The 24,665-nt window shown below is 60.6% G+C and carries 20 protein-coding genes; 8 read left to right on the top strand and 12 right to left on the bottom strand.

What is annotated here, in order from left to right; all coding sequences use genetic code 11:
* Positions 1 to 15 precede the first annotated feature (15 nt).
* Positions 16 to 1,290, bottom strand: a complete 1,275-nt coding sequence (locus tag ACIOVD_RS02150) for an ABC transporter substrate-binding protein (RefSeq protein ID WP_095169171.1) — start codon at positions 1,288 to 1,290, stop codon at positions 16 to 18.
* Positions 1,291 to 1,459: 169 nt separating this feature from the next.
* Between ACIOVD_RS02150 and ACIOVD_RS02145 the strand changes: the two genes are divergently transcribed.
* Together ACIOVD_RS02145 and ACIOVD_RS02140 are read left to right on the top strand one after the other, a co-directional pair.
* Positions 1,460 to 3,025: a carbohydrate porin gene (locus tag ACIOVD_RS02145; RefSeq protein ID WP_401125826.1), complete on the top strand. Its 1,566-nt coding sequence runs from the start codon at positions 1,460 to 1,462 to the stop codon at positions 3,023 to 3,025.
* Positions 3,026 to 3,129: 104 nt separating this feature from the next.
* On the top strand, positions 3,130 to 4,047 hold the full coding sequence (locus tag ACIOVD_RS02140) for a carbohydrate kinase (protein WP_095169169.1): 918 nt from the start codon (positions 3,130 to 3,132) through the stop codon (positions 4,045 to 4,047).
* A 16-nt stretch (positions 4,048 to 4,063) separates the two neighbouring features.
* Here the strand turns inward: ACIOVD_RS02140 and ACIOVD_RS02135 are convergent, their stop codons facing one another.
* The 6 genes from ACIOVD_RS02135 to ACIOVD_RS02110 all read right to left on the bottom strand — a co-directional run bounded on the left by ACIOVD_RS02135 (position 4,064) and on the right by ACIOVD_RS02110 (position 10,639).
* Complete coding sequence (locus tag ACIOVD_RS02135) at positions 4,064 to 5,092, bottom strand: peptide ABC transporter ATP-binding protein (RefSeq protein WP_401125823.1); 1,029 nt, start codon at positions 5,090 to 5,092, stop codon at positions 4,064 to 4,066.
* Positions 5,092 to 6,060: an ABC transporter ATP-binding protein gene (locus ACIOVD_RS02130; RefSeq protein ID WP_159993740.1), complete on the bottom strand. Its 969-nt coding sequence runs from the start codon at positions 6,058 to 6,060 to the stop codon at positions 5,092 to 5,094. Before ACIOVD_RS02130 ends, ACIOVD_RS02135 begins: the two co-directional genes overlap by 1 nt.
* A gap of 10 nt (positions 6,061 to 6,070) precedes the next feature.
* Entirely contained in the window at positions 6,071 to 6,982 is a 912-nt protein-coding gene (locus ACIOVD_RS02125; protein ID WP_159993742.1) for an ABC transporter permease subunit, read from the bottom strand.
* An 11-nt stretch (positions 6,983 to 6,993) separates the two neighbouring features.
* Entirely contained in the window at positions 6,994 to 8,004 is a 1,011-nt protein-coding gene (locus ACIOVD_RS02120; RefSeq protein WP_159995088.1) for an ABC transporter permease subunit, read from the bottom strand.
* Between the two features lie 206 nt (positions 8,005 to 8,210).
* On the bottom strand, positions 8,211 to 9,812 hold the full coding sequence (locus ACIOVD_RS02115) for an ABC transporter substrate-binding protein (RefSeq protein WP_401125819.1): 1,602 nt from the start codon (positions 9,810 to 9,812) through the stop codon (positions 8,211 to 8,213).
* A 260-nt stretch (positions 9,813 to 10,072) separates the two neighbouring features.
* The gene (locus ACIOVD_RS02110; RefSeq protein ID WP_095170098.1) at positions 10,073 to 10,639 is read right to left on the bottom strand and encodes a helix-turn-helix domain-containing protein; all 567 of its coding nucleotides are present in this window, start codon (positions 10,637 to 10,639) and stop codon (positions 10,073 to 10,075) included.
* A gap of 159 nt (positions 10,640 to 10,798) precedes the next feature.
* Between ACIOVD_RS02110 and ACIOVD_RS02105 the strand changes: the two genes are divergently transcribed.
* The 3 genes from ACIOVD_RS02105 (at position 10,799) to ACIOVD_RS02095 (ending at position 14,667) form a co-directional block, all read left to right on the top strand.
* Positions 10,799 to 12,016, top strand: a complete 1,218-nt coding sequence (locus ACIOVD_RS02105) for a Xaa-Pro peptidase family protein (RefSeq protein WP_095170099.1) — start codon at positions 10,799 to 10,801, stop codon at positions 12,014 to 12,016.
* 554 nt (positions 12,017 to 12,570) lie between these two features.
* A complete protein-coding gene (locus ACIOVD_RS02100; protein WP_095170100.1) occupies positions 12,571 to 13,629 on the top strand; it encodes an aromatic ring-hydroxylating dioxygenase subunit alpha in 1,059 nt (352 codons plus the stop codon).
* An 87-nt stretch (positions 13,630 to 13,716) separates the two neighbouring features.
* Positions 13,717 to 14,667 (top strand): PDR/VanB family oxidoreductase, encoded by a 951-nt coding sequence (locus ACIOVD_RS02095; RefSeq protein ID WP_159995096.1) that lies wholly within the window; start codon positions 13,717 to 13,719, stop codon positions 14,665 to 14,667.
* A gap of 9 nt (positions 14,668 to 14,676) precedes the next feature.
* Here the strand turns inward: ACIOVD_RS02095 and ACIOVD_RS02090 are convergent, their stop codons facing one another.
* The 4 genes from ACIOVD_RS02090 to mhpT form a co-directional block, all read right to left on the bottom strand.
* The gene (locus tag ACIOVD_RS02090) at positions 14,677 to 15,393 is read right to left on the bottom strand and encodes a GntR family transcriptional regulator (protein WP_095170102.1); all 717 of its coding nucleotides are present in this window, start codon (positions 15,391 to 15,393) and stop codon (positions 14,677 to 14,679) included.
* 83 nt (positions 15,394 to 15,476) lie between these two features.
* Positions 15,477 to 16,727: an OprD family porin gene (locus tag ACIOVD_RS02085; protein ID WP_401125814.1), complete on the bottom strand. Its 1,251-nt coding sequence runs from the start codon at positions 16,725 to 16,727 to the stop codon at positions 15,477 to 15,479.
* Between the two features lie 66 nt (positions 16,728 to 16,793).
* The gene (locus tag ACIOVD_RS02080) at positions 16,794 to 18,128 is read right to left on the bottom strand and encodes an MFS transporter (protein WP_401125811.1); all 1,335 of its coding nucleotides are present in this window, start codon (positions 18,126 to 18,128) and stop codon (positions 16,794 to 16,796) included.
* A gap of 494 nt (positions 18,129 to 18,622) precedes the next feature.
* Positions 18,623 to 19,840 carry a 3-(3-hydroxy-phenyl)propionate transporter MhpT gene (mhpT, locus tag ACIOVD_RS02075; RefSeq protein ID WP_401125808.1) on the bottom strand — a complete coding sequence of 406 codons (1,218 nt, stop codon included), beginning with the start codon at positions 19,838 to 19,840 and terminating at the stop codon, positions 18,623 to 18,625.
* A gap of 332 nt (positions 19,841 to 20,172) precedes the next feature.
* Between mhpT and ACIOVD_RS02070 the strand changes: the two genes are divergently transcribed.
* Positions 20,173 to 21,495, top strand: a complete 1,323-nt coding sequence (locus tag ACIOVD_RS02070) for an OprD family porin (RefSeq protein WP_401125805.1) — start codon at positions 20,173 to 20,175, stop codon at positions 21,493 to 21,495.
* Between the two features lie 48 nt (positions 21,496 to 21,543).
* Here ACIOVD_RS02070 and ACIOVD_RS02065 read toward each other — a convergent pair whose 3' ends face one another.
* Complete coding sequence (locus ACIOVD_RS02065; RefSeq protein WP_095170107.1) at positions 21,544 to 22,032, bottom strand: MarR family winged helix-turn-helix transcriptional regulator; 489 nt, start codon at positions 22,030 to 22,032, stop codon at positions 21,544 to 21,546.
* Positions 22,033 to 22,243: 211 nt separating this feature from the next.
* Here ACIOVD_RS02065 and ACIOVD_RS02060 point away from each other — a divergent pair, with 211 nt between their 5' ends.
* Together ACIOVD_RS02060 and ACIOVD_RS02055 are read left to right on the top strand one after the other, a co-directional pair.
* Positions 22,244 to 23,074: a p-hydroxycinnamoyl CoA hydratase/lyase gene (locus ACIOVD_RS02060; RefSeq protein ID WP_095170108.1), complete on the top strand. Its 831-nt coding sequence runs from the start codon at positions 22,244 to 22,246 to the stop codon at positions 23,072 to 23,074.
* A gap of 108 nt (positions 23,075 to 23,182) precedes the next feature.
* The gene (locus ACIOVD_RS02055; protein ID WP_320334224.1) at positions 23,183 to 24,631 is read left to right on the top strand and encodes an aldehyde dehydrogenase; all 1,449 of its coding nucleotides are present in this window, start codon (positions 23,183 to 23,185) and stop codon (positions 24,629 to 24,631) included.
* The last annotated feature ends 34 nt before the right edge of the window (positions 24,632 to 24,665 follow it).

Here is a 24,665-nt window from a genome sequence, read left to right as displayed (position 1 = left end):
TTTCCTTCCTTTGACTTACCAGTTCCGGCGTTTGATGCGCGTGAGTTCGCTTTCCAGGTCGACCAGCGCCTGATCGACAGGCAACTCGTCCGCCAGTACGCCATGTACTCGATCGAAGAACGCATTGGAGACTCGTGGATAGCGATCGGCAGTGATCGAGGCGGGGCGCATCACTCCAGCGTTGAGAATGCTGTGCAGCTGGCTGTAGTAAGGCATTGCCGCGAGCAATTCAGGGTCTTGGTAGAGCGACTCGATAACCGGGTTATAGGCGCCGATCAGCGCACGACGTTTTTGTTCTTGGGCACTGCTCAGGTAGCTCACCAGCTCGGCGGCAAGTTTTGGCTGGGCGCTGTACCGCGACACCGCCAGGCCCCAACCACCGAGGGTCGATGCATGGCTGCCAGCGTCGCCGCCGCGGGGCAGGGGAGCGACGCCAACCTTGTCTTTTACTGCGCTGTCCTGGCTTTGTACCAAGGCCCAGACATACGGCCAGTTACGCATGAACAGCGCATTGCCCGACTGGAATACGCCGCGACCTTCTTCCTCGGTGTAATTGAGCACGCCCCGTGGGGAGATGTCGCCGACCCAGCTTTTGGCCAGGGTCAACGCCGTTCTCGAGGCCTGGCTGTTGACCACGATATCGCCTCGTGAATTGACCAGCCCGCCTTCCGGATGGCTGCTGATCCACTCCAGCGCATTGCAGGTCAGGCCTTCGTAGGCACGCCCTTGGAAGATGTAACCCCAGGCATTGGGATTCCCGGCCGTGCGCTCTGCCTGCTGGACACTCCTGGCGGTCGCGGTCATTTCCTCCCACGTCTGGGGAACCGGCAGGTGGTACTTCTCGAGCAAGTCCTTGCGGTAATACAGCAGGCCCGAGTCGGTGAACCACGGCATCGTCACCAGCCGTCCGTTCACCGTGGCGTTATCCACCTGTGCCTGGAAATAGCCTTGGGTGGCGTTGGCTGCAAGCACCTCGCGCAGATCCATCAGGTGTTTGGCCAACATCCCTGGCCAGACCATATCGATTTGAATGATGTCGATGTCGGCGGACTGTGCACTGAGAATCTGCTGGTAGAACGACAACCTTTCGGTTGCCGAATTAGGCGTAGAAACCACCTCGACGTGGTGACCGGTCTGTTTTGACCACGCCTCGACAGCCTCCTTGCACAGTTGCAACTCCGCACCCACGGCACCGCAGGAGATCGTCAGATCGGCTGCGTTCGAGAGGGATGGAAGCCCGGCACAGAGGGTGAACAGTGCTGCTGGAAAGATCGATTTGAGCAGTTTCATAAAGGCCCCTTTATTTTTGTTTTTATAAAAGTTAACGTTAACATCGCCAAATGTAACAGCGAATTTGCGATGAGGCATCTTTTTTTTCGTGGTTTTTGACAAATCACCCTTCGCGAAAAAGAGCCCAGTCACGGCAGCAACGACAATAAAAACAACACAGGAAATCGACATGCAGAAAGCATCAAGCTGGCTACTCGCAGGTGTGCTTGGCACCTCGGCGGCAACCTCCCAGGCCGCGACATTGGAACAACGCATGGCCGCGTTTGAAGCCCGTGCCAGTGCCGCGGAAAAACGCGCTGCCGCTGCCGAGCAGCAAACCCAGGCACTTGCCAGGGAATTGCAACAGCTCAAGCTTGCCACTCCCGCCTTGCAGCCAGCAGCGTCGACGGCTGCAGCCAGTTCGGCGCCGGCCCTGGACACCCGTGTGGCAAAACTCGAAGCCCGTCAGCAAAGCCTGGAAAAGCAGGGCAGCAGCGGACACCTCACCGACGGCTTCAGCTTCAAGGGCTATGCCCGTTCCGGATTGCTGGTCAACGATGGGCTCGGTGGTGGTCGCGGCGGTCCCTACACAACCCCGGCCGGTTCAGTCGGTGGTGCCGTCGGACGACTTGGCAACGAAGACGACACGTACATGCGCATAGACCTGTCGAAAGAGACCTATGCGCAAAACGGCACCCGGGCCAAATTCACCGTGTCCATCGCCGACGGTGTGGAGAGTTCCAATGACTGGACGGCCGACGAGAGCAACCTCAACGTGCGTCAGGTGTTCACCGAACTCGATCATCTCGCCGCCTTCAAGGGCAACTCAGTGTTCGAGAACTCCACCTTGTGGGCAGGCAAACGATTCGACCGGGATAACTTCGATATCCACTGGCTGGACTCGGACGTGGTCTTCCTGGCCGGCACCGGCGGTGGCATCTACGATGTGCAGATGAACCAGGACTGGCGTTCGAATTACTCCCTGGTCGGGCGTAACTACGGCGATTTCAGTGAGGACGGTGTCAATGCCGATGTGGAAAGCTACATCCTGACCTCCAACCAGTTCTTCGACAGGGGGCAGTGGCAGTGGATGTTCAATGCCATTGGTGCAAAGAAAAACGACATTTCCATCCGCAGCAATGAAGCGGGTCTGTCGCCTGCGGATTCCGGTTTGCAGAGCATGCTGGCCAATCACCAGAAAGACTTTTTCGGCCGGCAAGGCTTCTTCAAGACGGCGCTGCTCTACGGGCAAGGCCTGGGGGCAGAGGTCAAGAATATCGGCTCGGATGGCGAACTGATCGATGACGCCCGCGCTCTGCGACTGGCGGTTTACGGCGAGACGCCAATCGCACAAGGCTGGCGCATCGGCCCCAGCCTGTTGGCCGAGCAAAGCAAGGACCGGTACGTCAAGGGTGACGATTACCGCTGGATGACCCTGAACGTACGGTTGGCCAATGAAATCAACCGCAACTTCGAGATGGCCTACGAAGTGAGCTGGCAAACCATGGACCTCGACCCCAAGGGCTACCTGCAACGGAATGCGGTCGACGGTGACTTCTGGAAATTCACCATTGCCCCGACGTTCAAACCGGATGTTGGCGACCTGCTCACACGTCCCGAGTTGCGCGTGTTCGCCAGTGTCATGGACTGGTCGTCGGACCTGGACAGCTACAGTACCGCTGACTCCTTCGGCAAGTCGGACTTCAATGCAGGTGGCGTATGGCAGTACGGCATCCAGATGGAAACCTGGTTTTAATATCTGAACCCGTCCGGCCAACAGCAAGGCATAGTGCGTCAGTGATTAACGGTCCAAGCTAGTTGGCCAGCAGTTACCTACAACACAGCATTGAGGAAATGAGCATGGGATTGCCTCGCGCAGTCGTATTTGGCGAAGCGCTGACCGACCTTGTCCAGGGCACTCCTGGGCAGTGGCAGGGCTACCCGGGTGGTGCGCCCTGGAACGTGGCACGCGCGCTCAGTCGCTTGGGTGTTAGCTGCGCTTTTGCAGGTTCGGTGAGCATGGATTCACTGGGTGACGAGATCGTGGCGCAGTCGCAAGCGGCAGGGCTGGATAGGCGGTTTATCCAACGGGTAGACCGCACGCCTTTGGTCGCCATCGTTCCATCCAGCCGCCCCCCACAGTATTTTTTTGCGGGAGAGGCCGATCTGTTTTTTGATCCGCAGTTGATGCCTGAAGGATGGATCGACCAGGCGCAACTGTGTCATTTCAGTTGCATCAGCCTGGCGCGACAGCCACTGGCCGGCAGGCTGGTGAACATAGCTCAGCAGGCCAAGGCAGCGGGCAAGCGGATCAGCTTTGACCCGAACTGGCGCAATTTGATGGACAGCCATTATCGCGAGCAGACCTTCCCGACGATGACCGCCCTTGCCGACATGATCAAGCTCTCCGACGAAGACCTTCGGCATATCTATCCAGGACTGTCTGAACAACAGGCAATGGATGAGCTGCGTGCGCTCAATCCTCACGCGCAGATCCTGTTTACTCGAGGCGAGCACGGGATGATTCTCCACACCCCGGACAGCCAATTCGAGCAGCCGGCGATTGCCGTGAACGTGGCAGACACGGTGGGCGCAGGAGACGCGTGCATGGCCGGTTGGCTGGCGGCGCAGTTGCTGGGGATCTCCGACCTGCGCGCGCGCCTGCGATTTTCAGCGGCTTGCGCATCCATATCTTGCCGCCATGCCGGCGCCCATGCGCCAGCGCTGACGGATGTGCACAGTCTGCTGCAACTGCTCGACCGCAACGACTCACGGTGAACAGTCTGTCGGCAAGCTAGGACGCGTTGAGTGGCAGAGCTACAGATACCCGTGCAGCAGTTTGTCGGGCCGCCCCCTCGAGAAATTGCTCGGCGTAATGACACGCCACCTGCCGATTGTCGAGCAAACGCAAGGCCGGCTCTTCACTGCTGCAACGCTCGGTGGCGTACGGGCAGCGCTTGTGGAAGGCGCAGCCGGACGGTGGGTTCAGCGGGTTGGGCAACTCGCCGACGATCTTGATTTTCGGCTTGTCCGGGTCCGGGTGGATGGTCGGTGTGGCCGACAGCAGGGCCTGGGTGTAGGGGTGCAGCGGGCGGGTGTAGATGTCCTCTTTCGGGCCCATTTCCACCGGACGGCCGAGGTACATCACCATCACGTGGTCGGCCACATGGCGCACCACCGCCAGGTTGTGGGAGATGAACACGTAGGCGGTGTTGAATTCCTGCTGCAGGTCCATGAACAGGTTCAGCACCTGGGCCTGGATCGACACGTCCAGCGCCGAGGTCGGTTCGTCCGCCACCAGCACTTTCGGTTGCAGCATCATTGCCCGGGCGAGGGCGATCCGCTGGCGCTGGCCACCGGAAAACATGTGCGGATAACGCTGGTAATGCTCGGGACGCAGGCCGACCTGCTTCATCATCGCCTGGACTTTGTCGCGCCGTTCGGCAGCGCTCAAGTTGGTGTTGATCAGCAGCGGCTCGGCCAATTGGTCGCCGATTTTCTGCCGCGGGTTGAGCGACGCGTACGGGCTCTGGAACACCATCTGCACGTCTTTGCGCAACTGCTTGCGCTCGGCCTTGTTGGCCCCGGTGACTTCCTGGCCGGCGATTTTCAACGAGCCGGAGGACGGCTCTTCGATCAGCGTCAGGGCGCGGGCCAGGGTCGACTTGCCACAACCGGATTCGCCGACCACGGCCAGGGTCTTGCCGGCTTCCAGTTCGAACGACACGCCGTTGAGCGCACGCACGGTGGCGTGGCCCTTGAACAGGCCGCGGGAGACTTCGTAGTGTCGGGTCAGGTCACGGGCGGTGAGAACGACGGCCATTACGCCACCTCCTGATTCAAAGGATAGAAGCAGCGAGCGAGGCTGTTGCTTTTCGGATCGAGGGCCGGGCGTTGGGCGCGGCAGTTGTCCTGCACGTAAGGGCAGCGTGGCGACAGCAGGCAACCCTGCGGGCGGTCGTAACGGCCGGGAACGATACCCGGCAGCGTGGCCAGGCGCGATTCGCCCAGGCTGTGCTCCGGAATCGCCTTGAGCAGGGCTTCGCTGTACGGGTGCGCGGGAATGTCGAACAGCTGCGGCACCTGGCCGACTTCCACCGCTTGGCCGGCGTACATCACGCACACGCGCTGGGCGGTTTCGGCGACCACGGCGAGGTCGTGGGTGATCAGCACCAGGCCCATGTTCTGCTCTTTCTGCAGGGCCAGCAGCAGGTCCATGATCTGCGCCTGAATGGTCACGTCGAGGGCGGTGGTCGGTTCGTCGGCGATCAGCAGCTTGGGTTCGCCGGCAATCGCCATGGCAATCGCCACGCGTTGGCTCATGCCGCCGGAGAGCTGGTGCGGGTAGGCGTCCATGCGGCTGGCGGCCCCGGGAATCTCGACTTTTTCCAGCAGTTCGATGGCACGCTTGCGCGCCGCGCGGCCGGACATTTTCAGGTGCAGGCGCAGCACTTCTTCAATCTGGAAACCGACGGTGTAGCTCGGGTTCAGCGCGGTCATCGGGTCCTGGAAGACCATGGCCAGGTCTTTGCCGACGATCTGCCGACGCTGCCGGTTGCTCAGCTTGAGCATGTTCTTGCCGTCGAAGTTCAGGGCGTCGGCGGTGACGATACCGGGGTGCTCGATCAGGCCCATCAGCGCCATCATGGTCACCGATTTACCCGACCCCGACTCGCCAACGATGGCCAGGACTTCGCCCTTGTCCACGCTAATGTCGAGCCCATCGACCACCGGAACGGCGGTCTTGTCGCCGAAACGCACGTTGAGATTGTTGATTTCTAACAGTGACATGGGAATCTCCTCAGGCGGCGTTCTTGAGTTTCGGGTCCAGCGCATCGCGCAGGCCGTCGCCCATCAAGTTGATTGCCAGCACGCTGAGCAAAATGGTCAAGCCAGGCAGGCTTACCACCCACCAGGCGCGTTCGATGTAGTCGCGGGCCGAGGCCAGCATGGTGCCCCACTCAGGGGTTGGCGGTTGCACGCCGAGGCCGAGGAAGCCCAGGGCGGCGGCATCGAGAATCGCCGAGGAAAAACTCAGGGTTGCCTGGACGATCAGCGGAGCCATGCAGTTGGGTAGCACGGTGATGAACATCAGGCGGGGCAGGCCGGCACCGGCCAGGCGCGCGGCCGTCACGTAGTCACGGTTCAGCTCGCCCATCACCGCGGCGCGGGTCAGGCGCACGTAGGACGGCAGGGACACGATGGCGATGGCGATCACGGTGTTGATCAGGCCAGGGCCGAGGATGGCGACAATCGCCACGGCCAGCAGCAAGGAGGGCAGGGCCAGCATGATGTCCATCAGGCGCATGATGGTCGGGCCTAGAAGTCGCGGGAAGAAGCCGGCGAACAGGCCCAGCAGGATCCCCGGGATCAACGACATCACCACCGACGACAAGCCGATCATCAGCGACAGGCGCGAACCCTGGATCAAGCGCGACAGCAGGTCGCGCCCCAGTTCATCGGTGCCGAGCAGGAACTGCAGTTGCCCGCCTTCGAGCCAGGCCGGCGGGGTCAGCAGGAAGTCGCGGTACTGCTCGCTGGGGTTATGCGGGGCAACCCAGGGCGCGAAGATCGCGCAGAAGATCACCAGCAACATGAACATCAGGCCGGCAACGGCGCCTTTGTTTTTGGAGAACGCTTGCCAGAATTCTTTGTACGGGGACGGATACAGCAGGCTTTGATCGACTGCTACCGAGGGTGTTGGAGTACTCATGGGTAATGATCTCAGCGCTGATGACGGATGCGTGGGTTGGCAAAGCCGTAGAGGATGTCCACCACGAAGTTGACCAGGATCACCAGGCAGGCGATTAACAGGATGCCGTTTTGTACGACGGGGTAGTCCCGGGCGCCGATGGCTTCGATCAGCCATTTACCGATGCCGGGCCAGGAGAAGATGGTCTCGGTCAGGACTGCACCGGCCAGCAGCGTGCCGACCTGCAGGCCGACCACGGTCAGTACCGGAATCAGCGCGTTGCGCAGGCCGTGGACGAACACCACCCGCGACGGCGACAGGCCTTTGGCCCGTGCGGTGCGGATGTAGTCTTCGCGCAGCACTTCGAGCATCGAGGAGCGGGTCATCCGCGCAATCACCGCCAGCGGGATGGTGCCGAGCACGATGGCTGGTAGGATCAGGTGGTGCAGGGCGTCGAGGAATGCGCCCGTGTCATCGGCCAGCAGGGTGTCGATCAGCATGAAACCGGTGACCGGCTCGATGTCGTAGAGCAGGTCGATCCGCCCGGAAACCGGGGTCCAGCCCAGGGACACCGAGAAGAACATGATGAGGATCAGGCCCCACCAGAAGATCGGCATCGAATACCCGGCCAGGGAGATGCCCATCACCCCATGGTCGAACAGCGATCCGCGCTTGAGGGCCGCGATCACCCCGGCCAGCAAACCGAGGATCCCGGCGAACAGCAGGGCAGCCATGGACAGTTCGAGGGTCGCGGGGAATAGCGAAGTGAACTCGCTCCAGACACTTTCACGGGTGCGCAGCGATTCACCGAGGTCGCCCTGGGCCAGTTTGCCGATGTAGTCCAGGTACTGGGCATACAGCGGCTTGTTCAGGCCAAGGCGTTCCATTGCCTGAGCGTGCATTTCGGGGTCGACCCGGCGTTCGCCCATCATGACTTCCACAGGGTCGCCAGGAATCATGCGAATCAACGCGAAAGTCAGCAGGGTGATGCCGAAAAAGGTGGGGATCAACAACCCCAGTCGGCGGGCAATAAAACTCAGCATTTGGGCGACTCACTCCTTATCTTTTTTGTAATGCCGGTCATCGTGCTGGCCGTTCTCAGCAGTTCAGGCTGCATGGGTAAAGGCTTGGGCTCGACGTGTCCCGGTGTGGCGCTGGATATTTTTGGTTGTAGCAGGTGAGACCGTCCTCGCCGGTCTGGCGCCGGCTCGAGGAAGGCGAAGGGGGCCGTTTGGCCGGCCCCAGTTGCTCACTGCTGGTTGTAGACGCCGTAGAAGCTGCTGAGCCCGAAAGGGCTGATCTGGAAGTTCTGCACACTGGCGCGCATCGGCTGGTAGACCGTGGAGTGGGCGACCGGGGTCATCGGCACCTGCGCTTTCAGGAGATGCTGCGCTTGTTTGTACAGCGCGGTGCGCTGCTCCACATCGGCGGTGGCCTTGGCGGCCCCTACCAACTTGTCGTAGCCATCATTGCACCACTTGGAGAAGTTGTTGCCGTTGACCGCGTTGCAGGTGTAGAGGGTGCCCAGCCAGTTGTCTGGGTCACCGTTGTCGCCAGTGAAGCCAATCAACATGATGTCCTGCTCGCCGGCGTGGGCGCGCTTGATGTACTCGCCCCATTCGTAGCTGACGATGTTGGCCTTGATGCCGATTTTGGCCCAGTCGGCCTGGAGCATTTCGGCCATCAGCCTGGCGTTGGGGTTGTAGGGGCGCTGCACCGGCATGGCCCAGAGGTTGATTGCCGTGCCTTCTTTGACGCCTGCAGCCTTGAGCAACTCCTTGGCCTTTTGCGGGTTGTAGTCGGCATCCTTGATGGTCTCGTCGTAGGACCACTGGGTCGGCGGCAAGCCGTTGACGGCCAACTGGCCGGCGCCCTGGTAAACGGCGTCGATGATGGCTTGCTTGTTTACCGCCATATCTAGCGCCTGGCGTACTTGGAGCTGGTCGAACGGCTTGCGGGTGAAGTTGTAGGCGATATAGCCAAGGTTGAAGCCTGGTTGGCTAGGCATCTTGAGGTTCTTGTCTTCCTGCAGCGGCTTGATATCGGCCGGGCGCGGGAAGGAGGTGATCTGGCATTCGTTCTTTTTCAGCTTTTGCATGCGCACCGAGGCGTCGGTGGTGATGGCGAAGATCAGATTGTCGATCTTCACGTCTTCAGGCTTCCAGTAATCCTTGTTGCCCTTGTAGCGAATCTGGGCGTCTTTCTGGTATTTGCTGAACACGAACGGGCCAGTGCCGATCGGCTTCTGGTTGATGTCCTGGGCCTTGCCTTGCTTGAGCAACTGGTCGGCATATTCGGCCGATTGGATCGAGGCGAAGCTCATGGCCATGTTCTGGATGAAGGCTGCGTCGACACCCTTGAGGGTGAACTTGACGGTATGGTCGTCGATTTTTTCGACCTGGGTGATGTTTTCGTTCATCCCCATGTCGGTGAAGTAGGGGAACTCGGTGGGGTAGGCCTTGCGGAACGGCATGTCCTTGTCGAGCATGCGCTTGAAGGTGAACAGCACGTCGTCGGCGTTGAAGTCGCGAGTCGGCTTGAAGTAGTCGGTGGTGTGGAACTTGACCCCATCACGCAGGTGGAAGGTGTAGGTCAGGCCGTCGGGAGAAACGTCCCAGCGGGTTGCCAGCCCCGGGATGACCTTGGTCCCGCCACGTTCAAATTGCGAAAGACGGTTGAAGACGGTTTCGGCTGAGGCGTCGAAGTCGGTCCCCGTGGTGTATTGGCCTGGGTCGAAGCCAGCAGGGCTGCCTTCGGAACAGAACACCAGGTTGCTGGCGGCGTGGGTGAAGCCGGAGCCGAGGATCAGGCCGGCGGCAATCATGGTCTTGAGCGTGGTTGTTTTGCGCATGCGAACCTCATTGTTGTTATTTTTGAGGGCGGCAGATCAGGTCGTTCATTCCAGGGGAGGGGCACCTGACCCTGCGGCTTTACGGGCTGTAGGCTGCCCGTCATGTGCGACAGGGAGCCAAAGGCCGACGTGCTGGCTTGGGCGGTGACGCTGAAGGGGAGAGGGAAACTCGCGCCGTCAGCGGCCGAGGCAAAACTTAAGTTATTCTAAAATTAAATACAACTTAAATTCAGTGACACTTACTTATTCGGCGTGACCGCTCAAGTCGCGGGGTGGTCGTCGAGCAGGCCGCCCATGGTGGTGACAACCAGCACTTCGGCAACATCGTCGCCAGAGTTGGCGATGGAATGGTGCTTGGTGGAGTCGAAATGCACCGATCCCCCCGGGCCGAGCGGGTAGGTGTGGCCTTCGATGGTGTAGACAATCTGCCCGGAGAGCACATAGGTAAACTCTGCGCCTTCGTGGGAGATGAGTTCGGACTGGTAGCCCACCGCCATGGTCATCTTCATCGCGTTGATCAGGTTGCCGGGAAAGCTGCTGGACAGGCGCTCGTAGACCAACGGCTGGCTGCCGACCGTGTACCGCACGCGCTGGCCCTGGTGGGAGTCGGGCTGGGGCTGGGGAGGCTGTTCGAACAGGGAGTTGAGCGGAATGCCCAAGGCACTTGCGATTTTCGCCAGCGAGGAGATGGACACGCCAGTGAGGTTACGCTCCGCTTGGGACAGGAAGCTGGCGGTGAGGCCTGTTTCAGTGGCGACTTGGTTCAGGGTCTTGTTGGCGGCACGGCGGTAGCGGCGCAACCGTTCCCCGATCTGTTCTACGGTCATTGGCGTGGCTCGTATTCTGGAAGGCGCCAGTATAGCGGGCGACGCATCGCTGAGAAGGCTTTTCGCCTAACTGAAATTAAGTAGCACTGAAAATAGGCGTTGACTGGAGTTTAAGTCAGGCTTAAATTTCGAGCATTACACATAATTCAGGAGAACGAGATGACAGTCGGTGTTGGTGGCAAAACTGCGGAACAGGCGCTGGCCGGCCTGACGAAGATGACTGCGGGCATGCAGCCCATCGGCCTCGACGAATACCTGTCACGCATTGCCAAGGCCCAGAGCCTGATGCTTGAGCAGGGCATTGCTGCCCTCTATCTGAACGCCGGCAGCAACCTGTACTACTTCACCGGAGTGAAGTGGAATCCGAGCGAGCGCATGGTCGGTGCCGTGCTGCCCGCCAACGGCCCGCTGGCCTATATCGCCCCGGCTTTTGAAGAGGGCACCATCCGCGACTTCCGCGAGGTGGATGGGGTTATCCATGGTTGGCAGGAGCATGAGAGTCCTTACCGCCTGCTGCTCGACATGCTCGCTGGAATGGGCATCGCCGACGACGCAGTGGTGGGCCTATGCCCGTCCCTGGCGTTCTGCATGTTCGAGGCAATCCGCCGCCTCGAATCGCGCTTGGAGTTTGTAGATGCTTCTAGCGTGATCAACCAGTGTCGCTATCACAAGAGTGCTACAGAATTGGCGCTGATGCAGCGCGCCAAAGACATGACCTTGCAAGTGCACAAGGCTGCCGCCAGCATCCTGCGCGCAGGTATCAGCACCACCGAGGTTGCCGAGTTCATCCGCGAGGCGCACCGCAAGGTGGGCGCGCCGGGTTCGACCTTCTGCATCGTGCTGTTCGGCGAGGCCAGCGCCTTTCCCCATGGGGTGAAGCACGCGCAGGTGCTCAAGGACGGCGACATGGTGCTGATCGACACGGGCTGCCTGCTCCACGGCTACCAGTCGGATATCACTCGCAGTTACGTGTTCGGCACCCCGAGCGACCGCCAGCGCGCGCTGTGGAACCTGGAAAAGGCCGCCCAACTGGCTGCCTTCGACGCCGCACGCCTGGGCGAACCCTGCCAGGCGGTGGATGCCGCCGCACGGCTTAGCCTGGAAGTCGCCGGTCTCGGACCGGACTACCAGTTGCCCGGCCTGCCGCACCGCACCGGACATGGCATCGGCCTGGACATTCACGAGGGTCCCTACCTGGTGCGCGGTGATCAGACGCCGCTGGCCGAGGGCATGTGCTTCTCCAATGAACCGATGATTTGTGTGCCAGGCGAGTTCGGCATTCGCCTGGAGGATCATTTCTACATGACCGCCACTGGCCCGCGCTGGTTTACCCAGCCGAGCCACTCCGTGGACGACCCGTTCGGGTTGCAGGCCTGAGCAGGCGATTGTCCGAGGGGCTGGCTGCCTGAAGCGAAGGGGCGGCAGCGGCCCTTCACTTCAGGTAGTAATCGGCCTGAAGCAGCGTGAAGTCGTGACGAGCACTGCCAAGTGCGTTCCTGCGTGTTATCGAAACTAGAGTTGAAGCGGTCGTTGACCAAGGTGCCGCCACTGGCACCGTTAACCCGAACCCAGGCGGTATCTGCGGCTTCTGCAAGCCAGCATGTAACGTGCTGCTCCCCTGTTTTGTTGTCCGTGTCGCCGGCCAAGCTGGCACCCTCTTCCTTGCCAATGAAGTAGCCCATGGTTAGCGGTTGCCCACTTGACGGCGCAGCAGGTCGTCAACGGTCCTGAGTGCCACGGAATAACCATCGACCCCCAAGCTGAAGATCACCGCATCGACCACGCCAGGCATGGGGTTAATGCTCAGGATTAAAACACTGCAAGCGCATTAATGGATCCATTAAGTGCTTAATTAGGCAAAATAGCTTGACTTGTCTCAGGCAAAATCGATCAAATGGATCCATAAGAATAAACCTGGCCTGGAGATCCCCATGTATCCGAAAAACACCTGGTATGTCGCCTGTACCCCCGACGAGATCGCCGAGAAGCCCCTGGGGCGGCAAATATGCGGTGAGAAAATCGTTTTCTATCGCGGCCATGAAGGGCGTGTTGCCGCCGTCGAGAATTTTTGCCCGCATCGCGGCGCTCCCTTATCGCTTGGCTATGTCGAGAACGGCAACCTGGTCTGCGGCTACCACGGCCTGGTGATGGGCTGTGACGGCAAGACCGTCGAAATGCCGGGGCAGCGCGTACGGGGCTTTCCGTGCAACAAGACCTACGCCGTTGAAGAGCGTTACGGTTTTATCTGGGTCTGGCCTGGGGAGCAGGACAAGGCCGACCCTGCGCTGATCCACCATCTGGAATGGGCTGTCAGCGATGAGTGGGCCTATGGTGGTGGGCTGTTCCATATCGGCTGCGACTATCGCCTGATGATCGATAACCTGATGGACCTGACCCACGAAACCTACGTGCACGCTTCCAGCATTGGCCAGAAGGAAATCGATGAAGCAGCACCGGTCACCACCGTTCAGGGTGACGAAGTGGTCACCGCGCGGCACATGCAAAACATCATGGCGCCGCCGTTCTGGCGCATGGCCCTGCGGGGTAACAACCTGGCCGACGACGTGCTGGTGGACCGTTGGCAGATCTGCCGCTTCAGCCCGCCCAGTCACGTATTGATCGAGGTGGGGGTGGCCCATGCCGGCAAGGGCGGTTACGACGCCGAGCCGCAACACAAAGCCGCGAGCATCGTGGTCGACTTCATTACACCGGAAACCGACACCTCGATCTGGTACTTCTGGGGTATGGCACGCAACTTCAATCCGCATGACGAAGCGCTGACCGCAAGCATCCGTGAGGGCCAGGGCAAGATCTTCAGCGAAGACCTCGACATGCTCGAGCAACAGCAGAAAAACCTGCTGGCCAACCCTGAGCGCAACTTGCTCAAGCTCAATATCGATGCCGGTGGCGTGCAGTCCAGGCGAGTGCTGGAGCGCATCATCGCCCGAGAGCGGACCCCGGCGGTCGAGCTGATCACCTCGGTCAAATAGCGACGACGAGCGCCCTCCAACATACCGCGGTCCACTCCCATTCCCCTATATCGCGGCCACTGCGGTGGCCGGTCTTGAAGGTGCGACATGATTGAAGTCGTCGTGACATCCCGCAACAACGAAGCGCTGGATATTTGTAGCTACGAGCTGACCTGTGCCCAGGGTGGGGAGCTGCCCGGCTTCACTGCCGGCGCCCACATCGATGTGCACTTGCCTGGCGGGCTGATCCGTCAGTACTCACTGTGCAATCACCCGCAAGAGCGCCATCGCTACCAGATCAGCGTACTCAAGGACGCAGCCTCGCGCGGTGGTTCCCAGTGCATGCATGAGCAGGTCAACAGCGGCGATCGGCTGTACATCAGCGAGCCGCGCAATCTCTTTCCGCTGGTGGCTGAAGCGCGGCGCAGCCTGTTGTTCGCCGGCGGTATCGGTATCACCCCGATTCTCTGCATGGCCGAGCAACTGGCCGACAGCGGCGCCGATTTCGAACTGCATTACTGTGCGCGCGCCGGCGACCGTGCGGCTTTTGTCGAGCGACTCAAGGGGTCACCCTTTGCCGACCGCGTGCACCTGCATTTTGATCAAGACCCCGATTCGCGCCTGGATGCGGCCAGCGTTCTCGCCGGTCCGGCACCGGACTTGCACCTGTATGTCTGTGGTCCTTCAGGCTTTATGCAGCATGTGCTCGACAGCGCCAGGCTCCAGGGCTGGAGTGAAGCGCAGTTACACCGTGAATATTTCGCCGCAGCGCCGGTGGATACCAGTGCGGATGGGTCGTTCCAGGTGAAGCTTGGCAGTAGCGGCCGGGTGTTCGACATTCCGGCCGACAAGACGGTGGTTCAGGTGCTGGAAAGTCACGGTGTCGAGATCGCGATTTCCTGTGAGCAGGGTGTTTGTGGAACCTGCCTGACCCGTGTGCTGGAAGGGGTGCCCGAGCACCGTGACCTGTTTCTCACCGAAGAGGAGCAAGCTGCCAATGATCAGTTCACACCCTGCTGTTCGAGATCCAGATCGGCGTTGCTGGTGCTGGACCTCTGAGCCAAACGATCATTCGCCGCGCGCGATCACTTTAATCCCTTCGCTACTGGTGCCGCTCGCACCGAACACCTCGGCGTAACGCAGGGTCGCATTGGCATGTTCGCGCATGATGGCTTCGGCGCGAGCACCCTGGCGACTGACCAGCGCGTCGACCACCGAGTGGTGTTGCATGTGAGCGAAGTTGAAGCGCCGGTATTCGCGTGCCATGTCCTCGCGATCGAAAGCCAGCGCCGACACTGAAGCGAAGGGACGATGGTCATTGCGCGCCAGGGCTTCGGCGATAGCCGGGTTGGCGCTGCTTTCGACGATCACCTGGTGAAAGCGCATGTTGAGGTCATGAAACGCCTCAAGGTCTTCTTCTGTCACGTAGCCTTTGTCGAACAGTGCATCGCCTTGCACCAGGCATTCATGCAGTGCCGCCCGCGCTTGCTCGCTCAAGCCACGTTCGGCACTCTGCCGGGCGGCCAGCCCCTCCAGCACCCCACGCACTTCCACGGCGCCGGCAATATCGTCGGCACTCACCGAGCGCACCTGATAACCCCGCCCGCCGTGGCGTACCAGCAAGCCTTCCTGTTCGAGGGTCAGGAAAGCCATGCGTACCGGCATGCGCGAGACGCCGAAGCGATCCGCCGTCGGAATCTCCATCAGCCGTTCGCCCGCCGCCAGCTCGCCCGAGGCAATCATTTTGCGCAGTGCCACTAGCACCATTTGACCGGGTTTACTCATGCAGGCGACTTCCAGAGAGGGGGTTCGCCATAGTAACGCAAGGAGGGGGAGAGCTGCAGGGGCGAGCGCCCCTGCAGGGAGGATCAGAGTGACAGCGGGTAGTTGATGATGATGCGGGTCTGATCGAAGTCACTGTTGAAGCTGCGACGGTTGGTGGCGTTGTTGACGCGCACGCTAAGGCTTTTCAGTGGACCGCTCTGCAGGGTGTAGCTGACTTCAGTGTCGCGCTCCCATTCCTTGCCATCGGTGCCGGCCTTGGTGGTGGCGTTTTCGCCGTGACCGTAGCGGGTCATCAGCAACAGGCCGGGGATCCCGGCGGCAGCGAAATCGTAGTCATATCGAGCCTGCCAGGAGCGTTCGTCGGCATTGCTGAAATTACCGTTGAACATGTCATTGCCCAGGGTTCGCCCGCTACTGCCATATACCGACATCCAGGCGGTGTCACCGCTGACCTTCTGCAGGCCCAGGTACAGGGTGTGGCCGCCAAGTTTGGCCGAGAACAACCCGTAGGCGGTGTGGCTTTGCACATTGCCGATCCGTGCGCTGCCGTCCTCCTTGTCGATGAAATAGCCCAGGTTCGCGCCGAGGGTCCAGTCAGCGAACTGCTGTTTATGCAGCAGGTTCAGATAGCTTTGCTGATAGATGTCTTCGAGTTGCGAGTGCCAGGCGCCGATCAGGGTTTGTTGTTGGTTGAAGCGGTATTCGGCGCCCATGTAGTTGAAACCGTCCGACATCACGGTGGGGGCTGCCCACGCCGAGAGGTCTTGCATGTTCGAGGAATTGCGCAAGCTCACGTCGGTGTATTGACCTGCTTGCAGGTTCAGTCCCGGCAACTCTCGGGACACCAGCATGGTGCCCTGAAAGGTCTGTGGCAGCAGGCGGCCGTCATCGTAGCGCAGCAGCGGGATGTCCGGCATGAGCTCGCCGAGCATCAGTTCTGTGGCGGATAGGCACATTTTGGCGGCCACGCCAATGCGCCCGTAATCGTCGGCGGAGCGTCCGTCGTCGTGCACCGGAAGCAGTTCCGAACCGCTGCGTTGTGGGCCGCTGTCGAGCTTGAGGCCAAGCATCGCGATACCGTCAAGGCCAAAACCGAGCACGCCAGGGGTATAGCCAGAATTGAACTTGAGGATAGCGCCTTGGGCCCATTCTTCTATCTTGCTCTTGCTGGCGCCCTGGTCGTTGAAATCACGATTGAAGTAGTAATTTCGCAGCACCAGGCTGGTCTTGGAATCCTCGAAAAAGCCACCGTCCTCAGCATGCGCTGAAGGTAGGAGGGCGATCAGGATTGCACCGCCGAGCAAGGCCCGGGGAGGGAGGGGGGAGCGAGTCATTATTATTGTATTCCTGGAGGATGTAGTCAGTAGCGAGGGCGGCCCCTCGCTACTCTTGGCATAGGCTCAAGCCTGGCTGAATTGGGCGTCAGGTTGCTGTTTGGCTTCAGGTCGCAGTAGTAGCAGCACGGCAGCGGCGATGACGAAAACCACAGCAAACACCCCATACAGATGCAGTGGCTGCCAGCCGCTATCGAGCAACAGGCCGGCCACGGTCGGCGACAGAATCGCGCCGATCCGCCCGATACCGATGCCCCAGCCGACGCCAGTTGCTCGTACCGAAGCGTCATAGACAATCGGTGACAGCGCGTACAAGCCCGCCACGCAGCCATTGGCAAACAGCCCGATCAACAGACCCAGTCCGAGGGCCATGGATACTGATGAGGCCGAGTCAACGAACAGCACCAGCAAACCTGCCGTAGCCAGCATGAACAGCGACAGCACACGGGTCAGGCGCCAGCGCGAGGCCAGGGCACCAATCAGGGCTGCGCCGAAAATACCGCCGACGCTCAGCAACACACCGCCGCTGATCCCTTGCTGTGCCGATAGCCCTGCCGATACCAGCAGCTTGGGTGTCCAGCTCATCACGAAATAGAAGCCGAACATCACCAGGAAGAACAGCAGCCAGATCAGCAGGGTCGTGCGCCGTGACGCCGGTGAGAGCAACTGCGCCAAGCGCCCGTGGCCTGAAGTCGGCGCCGAGAGGGCGGCGGGCAGCTCGCGCAGTGGTGGCTGACCGAGGCGGGCGGCCAGGCGATTGATACGTGCCAAGGCGTTGTCGGGGCGGCGGGCGAGCAGAAAGTCCAGCGATTCGGGCAAATACACCAGCACCAGAGGAATCACCGCCAGGGTTACGGCACCACCGAAGATGAATACCGAGCGCCAGCCAAAGTGCGTCAACAGCCATACTGAAAGCAGGCCACCGAAGGTCGCACCCAGGGCATAACCGGTGGATTGCAGGCTCACCGCTAACCCACGCCAGCGTTTGTTGGCGTATTCACTGGCGATCACGTTGCTGCTGGCCAGGATCCCGCCGATTCCCAGGCCGGTCAGCCCACGCAGTAGCGCCAGTTGCACGGGCGTCTGGCTCAGCGCCGACAACAGCATGCCGACCCCCGAGAGCAGCAGGCAAAACAGAATCAATGGTCGACGACCAAAGCGATCCGCCCACGGTGCAATAAACAGAGAGCCGGCCGCCATGCCAAACAACCCGGCACTTAACAACAGCCCGATCTGAGCGCCGTTCAGACCCCATTCGGCAGAGACCGAGGAGGCCGTGAAGGCCATCACCAGCACGTCGAACCCATCGATCATGTTCAGGACAATACAGATACCCACGGCCAACCACTGGAACGACGCCATCGGCCGTTCATCTACCACGTTCTTCAGCGCGACAGTCATAGCTGCTGCCCCTTGAGACGAGGCTGCGTACAGGTAAAACGAGAAAGGCACACGAAGGTGGGTACAAGCCAAGACTTGAGCCCGATTGAGAAGTCACTCATCACGACACCCTTGTTATTTTTATGAGCGGGCAGGCGTTTACCTGACACCGTGTGGCGCCAGTCAATCGATTTATGGATCCATTGAAAAGTGGCCGTTAGAGGGGTTTGCTCTGTTTTTTAATACATGTTTGTAAAATCCCTTAAAAAACAAATACTTATAGTTTTTTAAAGTGTTCGATTATCGAGCGTTTCGTGGATTTCATCGCAAAGGATCCAATAGAGGAGTGTAATGGGCTGATGGGGTAGAGCCTGGGACATGCTTTGCGATTCGGGACGTTGTAACTGCACGCGCCCAGTCCCAGTGCACGCTGGCACTGGGAGAGGACGGCGGTGGTGAAACCACCTCTTACTCGATTGGATTTTGCTGCAAGGTTGAAAACTTCGCAGTGATGCTCAGTTGGCGGTATTCAGCGGTGCTTCAGTGGTCGAACTGGAGCGGGCAATCACGGTGATGATCGACAAGGCGGCGATCACCAGCCCGGGTGAAGTCGCCAGCAGCACGCCAGTAGTGCCGGCACCGGCGGCAAGGATCTGCCCGGCGGCCAAGGGGCCTGCCACTGAGCCCAGGCGACCGATGGCCACGGCCGCACCGACGCCGGTGGCGCGCACTGCGGTCGGGTAGGACGGTGGCGCCAGGGCGTAGAGCACCAGTTGCGCAGCCATGACGAAAAGCCCGGCGGCAAACCCGGCGATCGACATTGGCACGATTCCGCTAGACAGGCCGACCCCGGCCAGCGCCGCCAGCAACCCGGCATACACGAACAGCACGACCTTGAGGCCGTTGCAACGGTCCAGAAGCAGGCCACCGAGCAGCGAGCCGAGGGCGCCACCGATGTTGAACAGCATCTGGATCATGCCCGCTTGGGGTTTGCTGAAGCCCTGTTCCAGCAGCAATGAAGGGAGCCAGTTGAGCAGCATGTACATCACGGTCAAGGTGAAGAAATAGCTCAGCCACAAGGCCAGGGTGTTGCGTGTCCGGCCTTCGCCGAACAGCGCCTGTGCGGTGGACTGCCGTGGGCTGCCAGTTGCTGAACGTTGCTGGCGGAAGGCAGTGGACTCGGGCAGCAGCAGGGCCATCAGCGGTACAACCAGCAAGGGCACCAGGCCGCCGATGATGAAGGTGGTTTGCCAGTGTTCACTGGAAAACATCGCCACCACTGCCGCGAGCGCACCGCCCAGGGGCACGCCGCAGTACATGACACTGATGGCGGTGCCGCGGTTGCGTTCGCTTACGGCCTCGGCGCACAGGGCTATCAGGTTGGGCAGGGCGGCACCCAGGCCCAACCCGGTCATGAAGCGCACCAGCAACAGGCTGGAGTAGCTCTCGACATAGGCAGTGCAAAGGGAAAACAGGCCGAACAGCAGCACTGCACCGACGAGGATTTTCTTGCGGCCGATGCGATCGGCGACCCAGCCGCCAAAAAACGCCCCGGGCAGCAGGCCGATGATCCCGGCACTGAACACCCAACCCATCATTTTCGGGTCCAGGGCAAAACTCTGGCGCAGCCCGGCGGCAGCAGTGCCGGCGGCCTGCAGATCGAAACCCTCGATCAACGCAACGATAAAGCACAAAGCGATTGTCAGCGTCGAACGACGCGATGGGCTGTCCATGGGGGGAACCTCATTGTTGTTTTTGTTGTGGAGTCGAGCCGTCCCATCGCACGAGGTACGCTGAAGATGACTGCTGATTAATAAGATAACAAAGATAACTAAAAAATGAACTGACCCATAAAAATCTATAAAAACAGGATAAAAGTTATATAAATCAATTGATAAAGAGCTTATCGCAAGATCTGATGAAAAATAGATAACAATATTAATGTTCGATTATCGGTCAGTTACCATTGACAGGAGTCATGGGCAATTTCCATTCTCTGTCCGCGAAGCCGGCTGTGCTGCGCTCTCCTGGCAGCACAAACAATAATAAAAAATGGAAATCGAACATGCCCAATCTCCCCACGTACGACGTTGCGACGGCGTCAGCCACCTGTGTACCCGGTATCGGTCGCGGGTGGGTCCTGGCGCTGCTCGGCTTGAGCGTTCTGCCCACCCAGCTTCGCGCCGGGGGCTTTATCGAAGACAGCCATGGCACCTTGACCCTGCGTAATTACTACCTGGACCGCCAGTACAAGGACGATGGGGCCAAGACCGCTGCCCAGGAGTGGGCCCAGGGTTTCATCATGAGCATGGAGTCGGGGTTTACCCAGGGGCCGCTGGGTTTTGGACTGGACGTCCGCGGGCTGCTGGGGGTCAAGCTCGACTCCGCGCCGGATCGCAGCGGCACCGAGTTGTTGCCGGTGTCGGCCAGCGACAATCGGGCGGCGGATGAGTACTCGCGCCTGGCCCCGACCGCCAAGCTGCGTTTTGCCCAGACCACGGTGAAGTCCGGGGACGTGTCGATCTTCCTGCCGTTTGCGTTTGCCAGCCCCTCGCGACTGCTGCCGCAAACCTTTCGCGGCACCATCCTGAGCTCCAGGGACATCGATGACCTGACGCTGAACACCGGGTACATCGATCGCATCGACAAGCGCAATTCCACCAACTATGAGGCGATGACCATCGCGTCGCCCAACCGGCGCTTCAACGCGACTGCCACGACCTCGCACATGGCCTATGTGGGGGGCGATTATCAGGTCAGCAAGACGCTGAGCCTGCGTGCCTACCACGCCGAGGTGGCCGACCTGTACCAACAGGATACCTTTGCCTTGCTGCATGACCTGCCGCTGGGCGGTGGGACATTGACCAGCGACCTGCGCAGTTTTTTCAGTCGCGAAGATGGCAGTGCCAAGGCTGGTGAAGTGGACAACCGCAACGTCTCGGGGCTGTTCAGCTACCGCTATGGCGGGCATCGCCTGGGCCTCGGCTACATGCATTCCAGTGGCAACTCGGCGACGCCCTACATCTCCGGGACAGAGTTGATGGGGATGAGTGAGCTGACCATGGCTTCGGACTTTCTCAACGCCAAGGAGCGCACGTGGCAGGCCATCTATGACTATGATTTCGCAGCGTCCGGAGTGCCCGGGCTGAGGGGGCGGTTGCGTTATTTGCGCGGTGACAATATCGAGCTGGCAGCCTTCAACGCCGAAGATCGCAAGGAGCGCGAGTTCCAGATGGAGCTGGGCTATGTGGTGCAGAGCGGGCCGCTGAAAAACGTTGGACTGGTGGCGCGCAAGGCGATTTATCGCAACGATTTCCCGTCCGGCGCAGCATTTCGCGATGAAAACCAGACCCGCTTCCTGGTGACCTACACCTTGCCGATCTGGTAACCCCGGGGACTGCAGGCTTCTCACCGACACGCCCGTTGGGGGCGTGCGTCACTCCTGATAAATCTTCTTCAGCAGTCGCAGCAGCTCTTCGCGTTCCTGATCGTCCAGTGCCGCGGTGGCATCCAGGTCGCTTTGCGCGGCGATCTGGTTGAGTTCCTTGAGCAGGGTCTCGCCGGTCTTGCTCAGGAAGATCCCATAGGAACGCTTGTCCGGCTTGCAACGCACGCGAACCGCCAGCGCACGGCTCTCCAGTTTATTGAGCAGAGGTACCACCTGGGGCGGCTCGATGGTCAGTGCCCGGGCCAGGTCGGCCTGCATCAGGCCGGGGTTCTGATTGATGATCGCCAGGGCCGAGAACTGGGCGGGTCGCAGATCGTGGGCCGAGAGGCGGCCAATCAGGTTCTGGAACAGTTTGAGTTGTGCGCGGCGCATGGCGTAGCCGATCAGGTCGTTCAACGCCGAATCGAGTGGTGCCTGCATCTCGACGTTGGTCGACGCTGCCTCGATCGACTCGGCGAGGGGGGAGGGCTTGGCCATTGCAGGTGAGTCCTGAAGGTTGGAGGTTAACAAGACTATCTATTTTGCCGGCGTTGACCGGTGATTGCTATGACCAATGTTGCCTGGCGTTTGGGGGATGGAAGCTTCCAGTGCGAGGAAATTGGTTAATTCTATTAATAGTTAATTGACATAACTAATTGGCTGATTTAATTTCCAGTCATCTTCAAACCAAGAACAAGAGAGCATCGTCATGAGCAATTACGAAGGTCGCTGGACAACGGTCAAAGTGGAAATCGAGGAAGGCATCGCGTGGGTCATCCTCAACCGCCCGGAAAAACGCAACGCCATGAGCCCGACCCTGAACCGCGAGATGATCGATGTTCTGGAGACCCTGGAGCAGGATCCGGACGCCGGTGTGCTGGTACTGACCGGTGCGGGCGAAGCCTGGACTGCGGGGATGGATCTCAAGGAATACTTTCGCGAAGTGGACGCTGGCCCGGAGATCCTCCAGGAAAAAATCCGCCGCGAAGCCTCGCAATGGCAGTGGAAGCTGTTGCGCATGTACGCCAAGCCGACCATTGCCATGGTCAACGGCTGGTGCTTCGGCGGCGGCTTCAGCCCCTTGGTGGCCTGCGACCTGGCGATCTGTGCCGACGAAGCGACCTTCGGCCTTTCGGAGATCAACTGGGGTATCCCGCCGGGCAACCTGGTCAGCAAGGCCATGGCCGACACCGTGGGCCATCGCCAGTCGCTGTACTACATCATGACCGGCAAGACCTTTGGCGGGCAGAAGGCCGCCGAGATGGGCCTGGTCAATGAAAGCGTACCCCTGGCACAACTGCGGGAAGTCACTGTGGCGCTGGCGCGTAACCTGCTGGAGAAAAACCCGGTGGTGCTGCGTGCGGCCAAGCATGGTTTCAAACGTTGCCGCGAACTGACGTGGGAGCAGAACGAGGATTACCTGTACGCCAAGCTCGATCAGTCACGCCTGCTGGACACCGAAGGCGGCCGTGAGCAGGGCATGAAGCAATTCCTCGACGACAAGAGCATCAAGCCGGGCCTGCAAGCGTACAAACGCTGAGGTGCCGCGCCAGGCAGCCGGGCGCATCCTGCTACGGGCGGATGCGCCGGGAGCTGCGGTTACCTCGTTCCTATGTATTCCCGACAAAGACTATAAAGAGGAATCACCATGCTGGACGTGCCCCTGCTGATTGGCGGCCAGTCGTGCCCCGCCCGCGACGGTCGAACCTTCGAACGCCGTAACCCGGTGACTGGCGAGTTGGTGTCGCGGGTCGCCGCCGCTACCCTGGAAGATGCCGACGCCGCGGTGGCCGCTGCGCAGAAGGCGTTTCCCGCCTGGGCTGCCCTGGCCCCCAATGAACGCCGGAGCCGTTTGCTCAAGGCGGCCGAGCAATTGCAGGCACGCAGTGCCGAGTTCATCGAGGCGGCCGGCGAAACCGGCGCCATGGCCAACTGGTACGCGTTCAACGTGCGGCTGGCGGCCAACATGCTGCGTGAAGCGGCGTCGATGACCACGCAGATCAATGGCGAAGTCATCCCCTCGGATGTGCCTGGCAGTTTCGCCATGGCCCTGCGCCAACCCTGCGGCGTCGTCTTGGGTATCGCCCCCTGGAACGCCCCGGTGATTCTCGCCACCCGCGCGATCGCCATGCCATTGGCGTGCGGCAACACCGTGGTGCTCAAGGCCTCCGAGCTCAGTCCAGCGGTGCATCGCCTGATCGGTCAGGTGTTGCAAGACGCCGGCCTGGGCGATGGCGTGGTCAATGTGATCAGCAACGCACCTGAGGATGCCGCGGCGATTGTCGAGCGGCTGATCGCCAACCCGGCGGTACGCCGGGTCAATTTCACCGGATCGACCCATGTCGGACGTATCGTCGGTGAACTCGCCGCGCGCCACCTCAAGCCGGCGTTGCTGGAACTGGGCGGCAAGGCACCGCTGCTGGTGCTCGACGATGCCGACCTGGACGCCGCGGTAGAGGCGGCCGCCTTTGGCGCTTATTTCAACCAGGGGCAGATCTGCATGTCCACCGAGCGTCTGATCGTCGATGCCAAGGTTGCCGATGCCTTTGTCGACAAGTTGGCGGCCAAGGTCGCCACCCTGCGCGCGGGAGACCCTGCGGCTGCGGAGTCGGTGCTCGGTTCGCTGGTGGACGCAAGCGCCGGAACGCGCATCAAGGGCTTGATCGACGATGCCCTGGCCAAGGGCGCGCGGCTGGTGGTCGGCGGGCAACTGGACGGCAGCATCTTGCAGCCGACCCTGCTCGACGGCGTCAACGCAAGCATGCGCCTGTACCGCGAGGAGTCGTTCGGACCGGTGGCCGTGTTGCTGCGCGGTGAGGGGGATGAAGCGCTTCTGCACTTGGCCAACGACTCCGAGTTTGGTTTGTCGGCGGCGATTTTCAGCCGCGATAGCGGGCGTGCCCTGGCCTTGGCCCAACGGGTCGAGTCGGGCATCTGTCATATCAACGGCCCGACCGTGCACGACGAGGCGCAGATGCCCTTTGGCGGGGTCAAGTCCAGCGGCTACGGAAGTTTCGGTGGCAAGGCATCCATCGAGCACTTCACCCAGTTGCGTTGGGTCACCTTGCAGAATGGACCGCGGCACTACCCGATCTGAACAGGCGGGCATTGGCTTCCCCCGCAAGTCAAAT

It is taken from the genome of Pseudomonas sp. NPDC087626 (assembly GCF_044743405.1).
In the GTDB taxonomy this organism is placed as follows: Bacteria; Pseudomonadota; Gammaproteobacteria; order Pseudomonadales; family Pseudomonadaceae; genus Aquipseudomonas.
Note: the sequence above shows the minus strand (reverse complement) of the source record. Positions and strands in the feature narration are given on the sequence as shown.

Excerpts from the sequence above, each read along its gene's own strand:
- ACIOVD_RS02080 (WP_401125811.1), bottom strand. The coding sequence starts at position 18,128 with ATGACTGTCGCGCTGAAGAACGTGGTAGATGAACGGCCGATGGCGTCG.
- ACIOVD_RS02105 (WP_095170099.1), top strand. The coding sequence starts at position 10,799 with ATGACAGTCGGTGTTGGTGGCAAAACTGCGGAACAGGCGCTGGCCGGC.
- ACIOVD_RS02140 (WP_095169169.1), top strand. The coding sequence starts at position 3,130 with ATGGGATTGCCTCGCGCAGTCGTATTTGGCGAAGCGCTGACCGACCTT.
- ACIOVD_RS02065 (WP_095170107.1), bottom strand. The coding sequence starts at position 22,032 with ATGGCCAAGCCCTCCCCCCTCGCCGAGTCGATCGAGGCAGCGTCGACC.
- ACIOVD_RS02070 (WP_401125805.1), top strand. The coding sequence starts at position 20,173 with ATGCCCAATCTCCCCACGTACGACGTTGCGACGGCGTCAGCCACCTGT.
- ACIOVD_RS02095 (WP_159995096.1), top strand. The coding sequence starts at position 13,717 with ATGATTGAAGTCGTCGTGACATCCCGCAACAACGAAGCGCTGGATATT.
- mhpT (WP_401125808.1), bottom strand. The coding sequence starts at position 19,840 with ATGGACAGCCCATCGCGTCGTTCGACGCTGACAATCGCTTTGTGCTTT.
- ACIOVD_RS02100 (WP_095170100.1), top strand. The coding sequence starts at position 12,571 with ATGTATCCGAAAAACACCTGGTATGTCGCCTGTACCCCCGACGAGATC.
- ACIOVD_RS02130 (WP_159993740.1), bottom strand. The coding sequence starts at position 6,060 with ATGTCACTGTTAGAAATCAACAATCTCAACGTGCGTTTCGGCGACAAG.
- ACIOVD_RS02115 (WP_401125819.1), bottom strand. The coding sequence starts at position 9,812 with ATGCGCAAAACAACCACGCTCAAGACCATGATTGCCGCCGGCCTGATC.
- ACIOVD_RS02135 (WP_401125823.1), bottom strand. The coding sequence starts at position 5,092 with ATGGCCGTCGTTCTCACCGCCCGTGACCTGACCCGACACTACGAAGTC.
- ACIOVD_RS02060 (WP_095170108.1), top strand. The coding sequence starts at position 22,244 with ATGAGCAATTACGAAGGTCGCTGGACAACGGTCAAAGTGGAAATCGAG.
- ACIOVD_RS02125 (WP_159993742.1), bottom strand. The coding sequence starts at position 6,982 with ATGAGTACTCCAACACCCTCGGTAGCAGTCGATCAAAGCCTGCTGTAT.
- ACIOVD_RS02145 (WP_401125826.1), top strand. The coding sequence starts at position 1,460 with ATGCAGAAAGCATCAAGCTGGCTACTCGCAGGTGTGCTTGGCACCTCG.
- ACIOVD_RS02150 (WP_095169171.1), bottom strand. The coding sequence starts at position 1,290 with ATGAAACTGCTCAAATCGATCTTTCCAGCAGCACTGTTCACCCTCTGT.
- ACIOVD_RS02120 (WP_159995088.1), bottom strand. The coding sequence starts at position 8,004 with ATGCTGAGTTTTATTGCCCGCCGACTGGGGTTGTTGATCCCCACCTTT.
- ACIOVD_RS02085 (WP_401125814.1), bottom strand. The coding sequence starts at position 16,727 with ATGACTCGCTCCCCCCTCCCTCCCCGGGCCTTGCTCGGCGGTGCAATC.
- ACIOVD_RS02055 (WP_320334224.1), top strand. The coding sequence starts at position 23,183 with ATGCTGGACGTGCCCCTGCTGATTGGCGGCCAGTCGTGCCCCGCCCGC.
- ACIOVD_RS02090 (WP_095170102.1), bottom strand. The coding sequence starts at position 15,393 with ATGAGTAAACCCGGTCAAATGGTGCTAGTGGCACTGCGCAAAATGATT.
- ACIOVD_RS02110 (WP_095170098.1), bottom strand. The coding sequence starts at position 10,639 with ATGACCGTAGAACAGATCGGGGAACGGTTGCGCCGCTACCGCCGTGCC.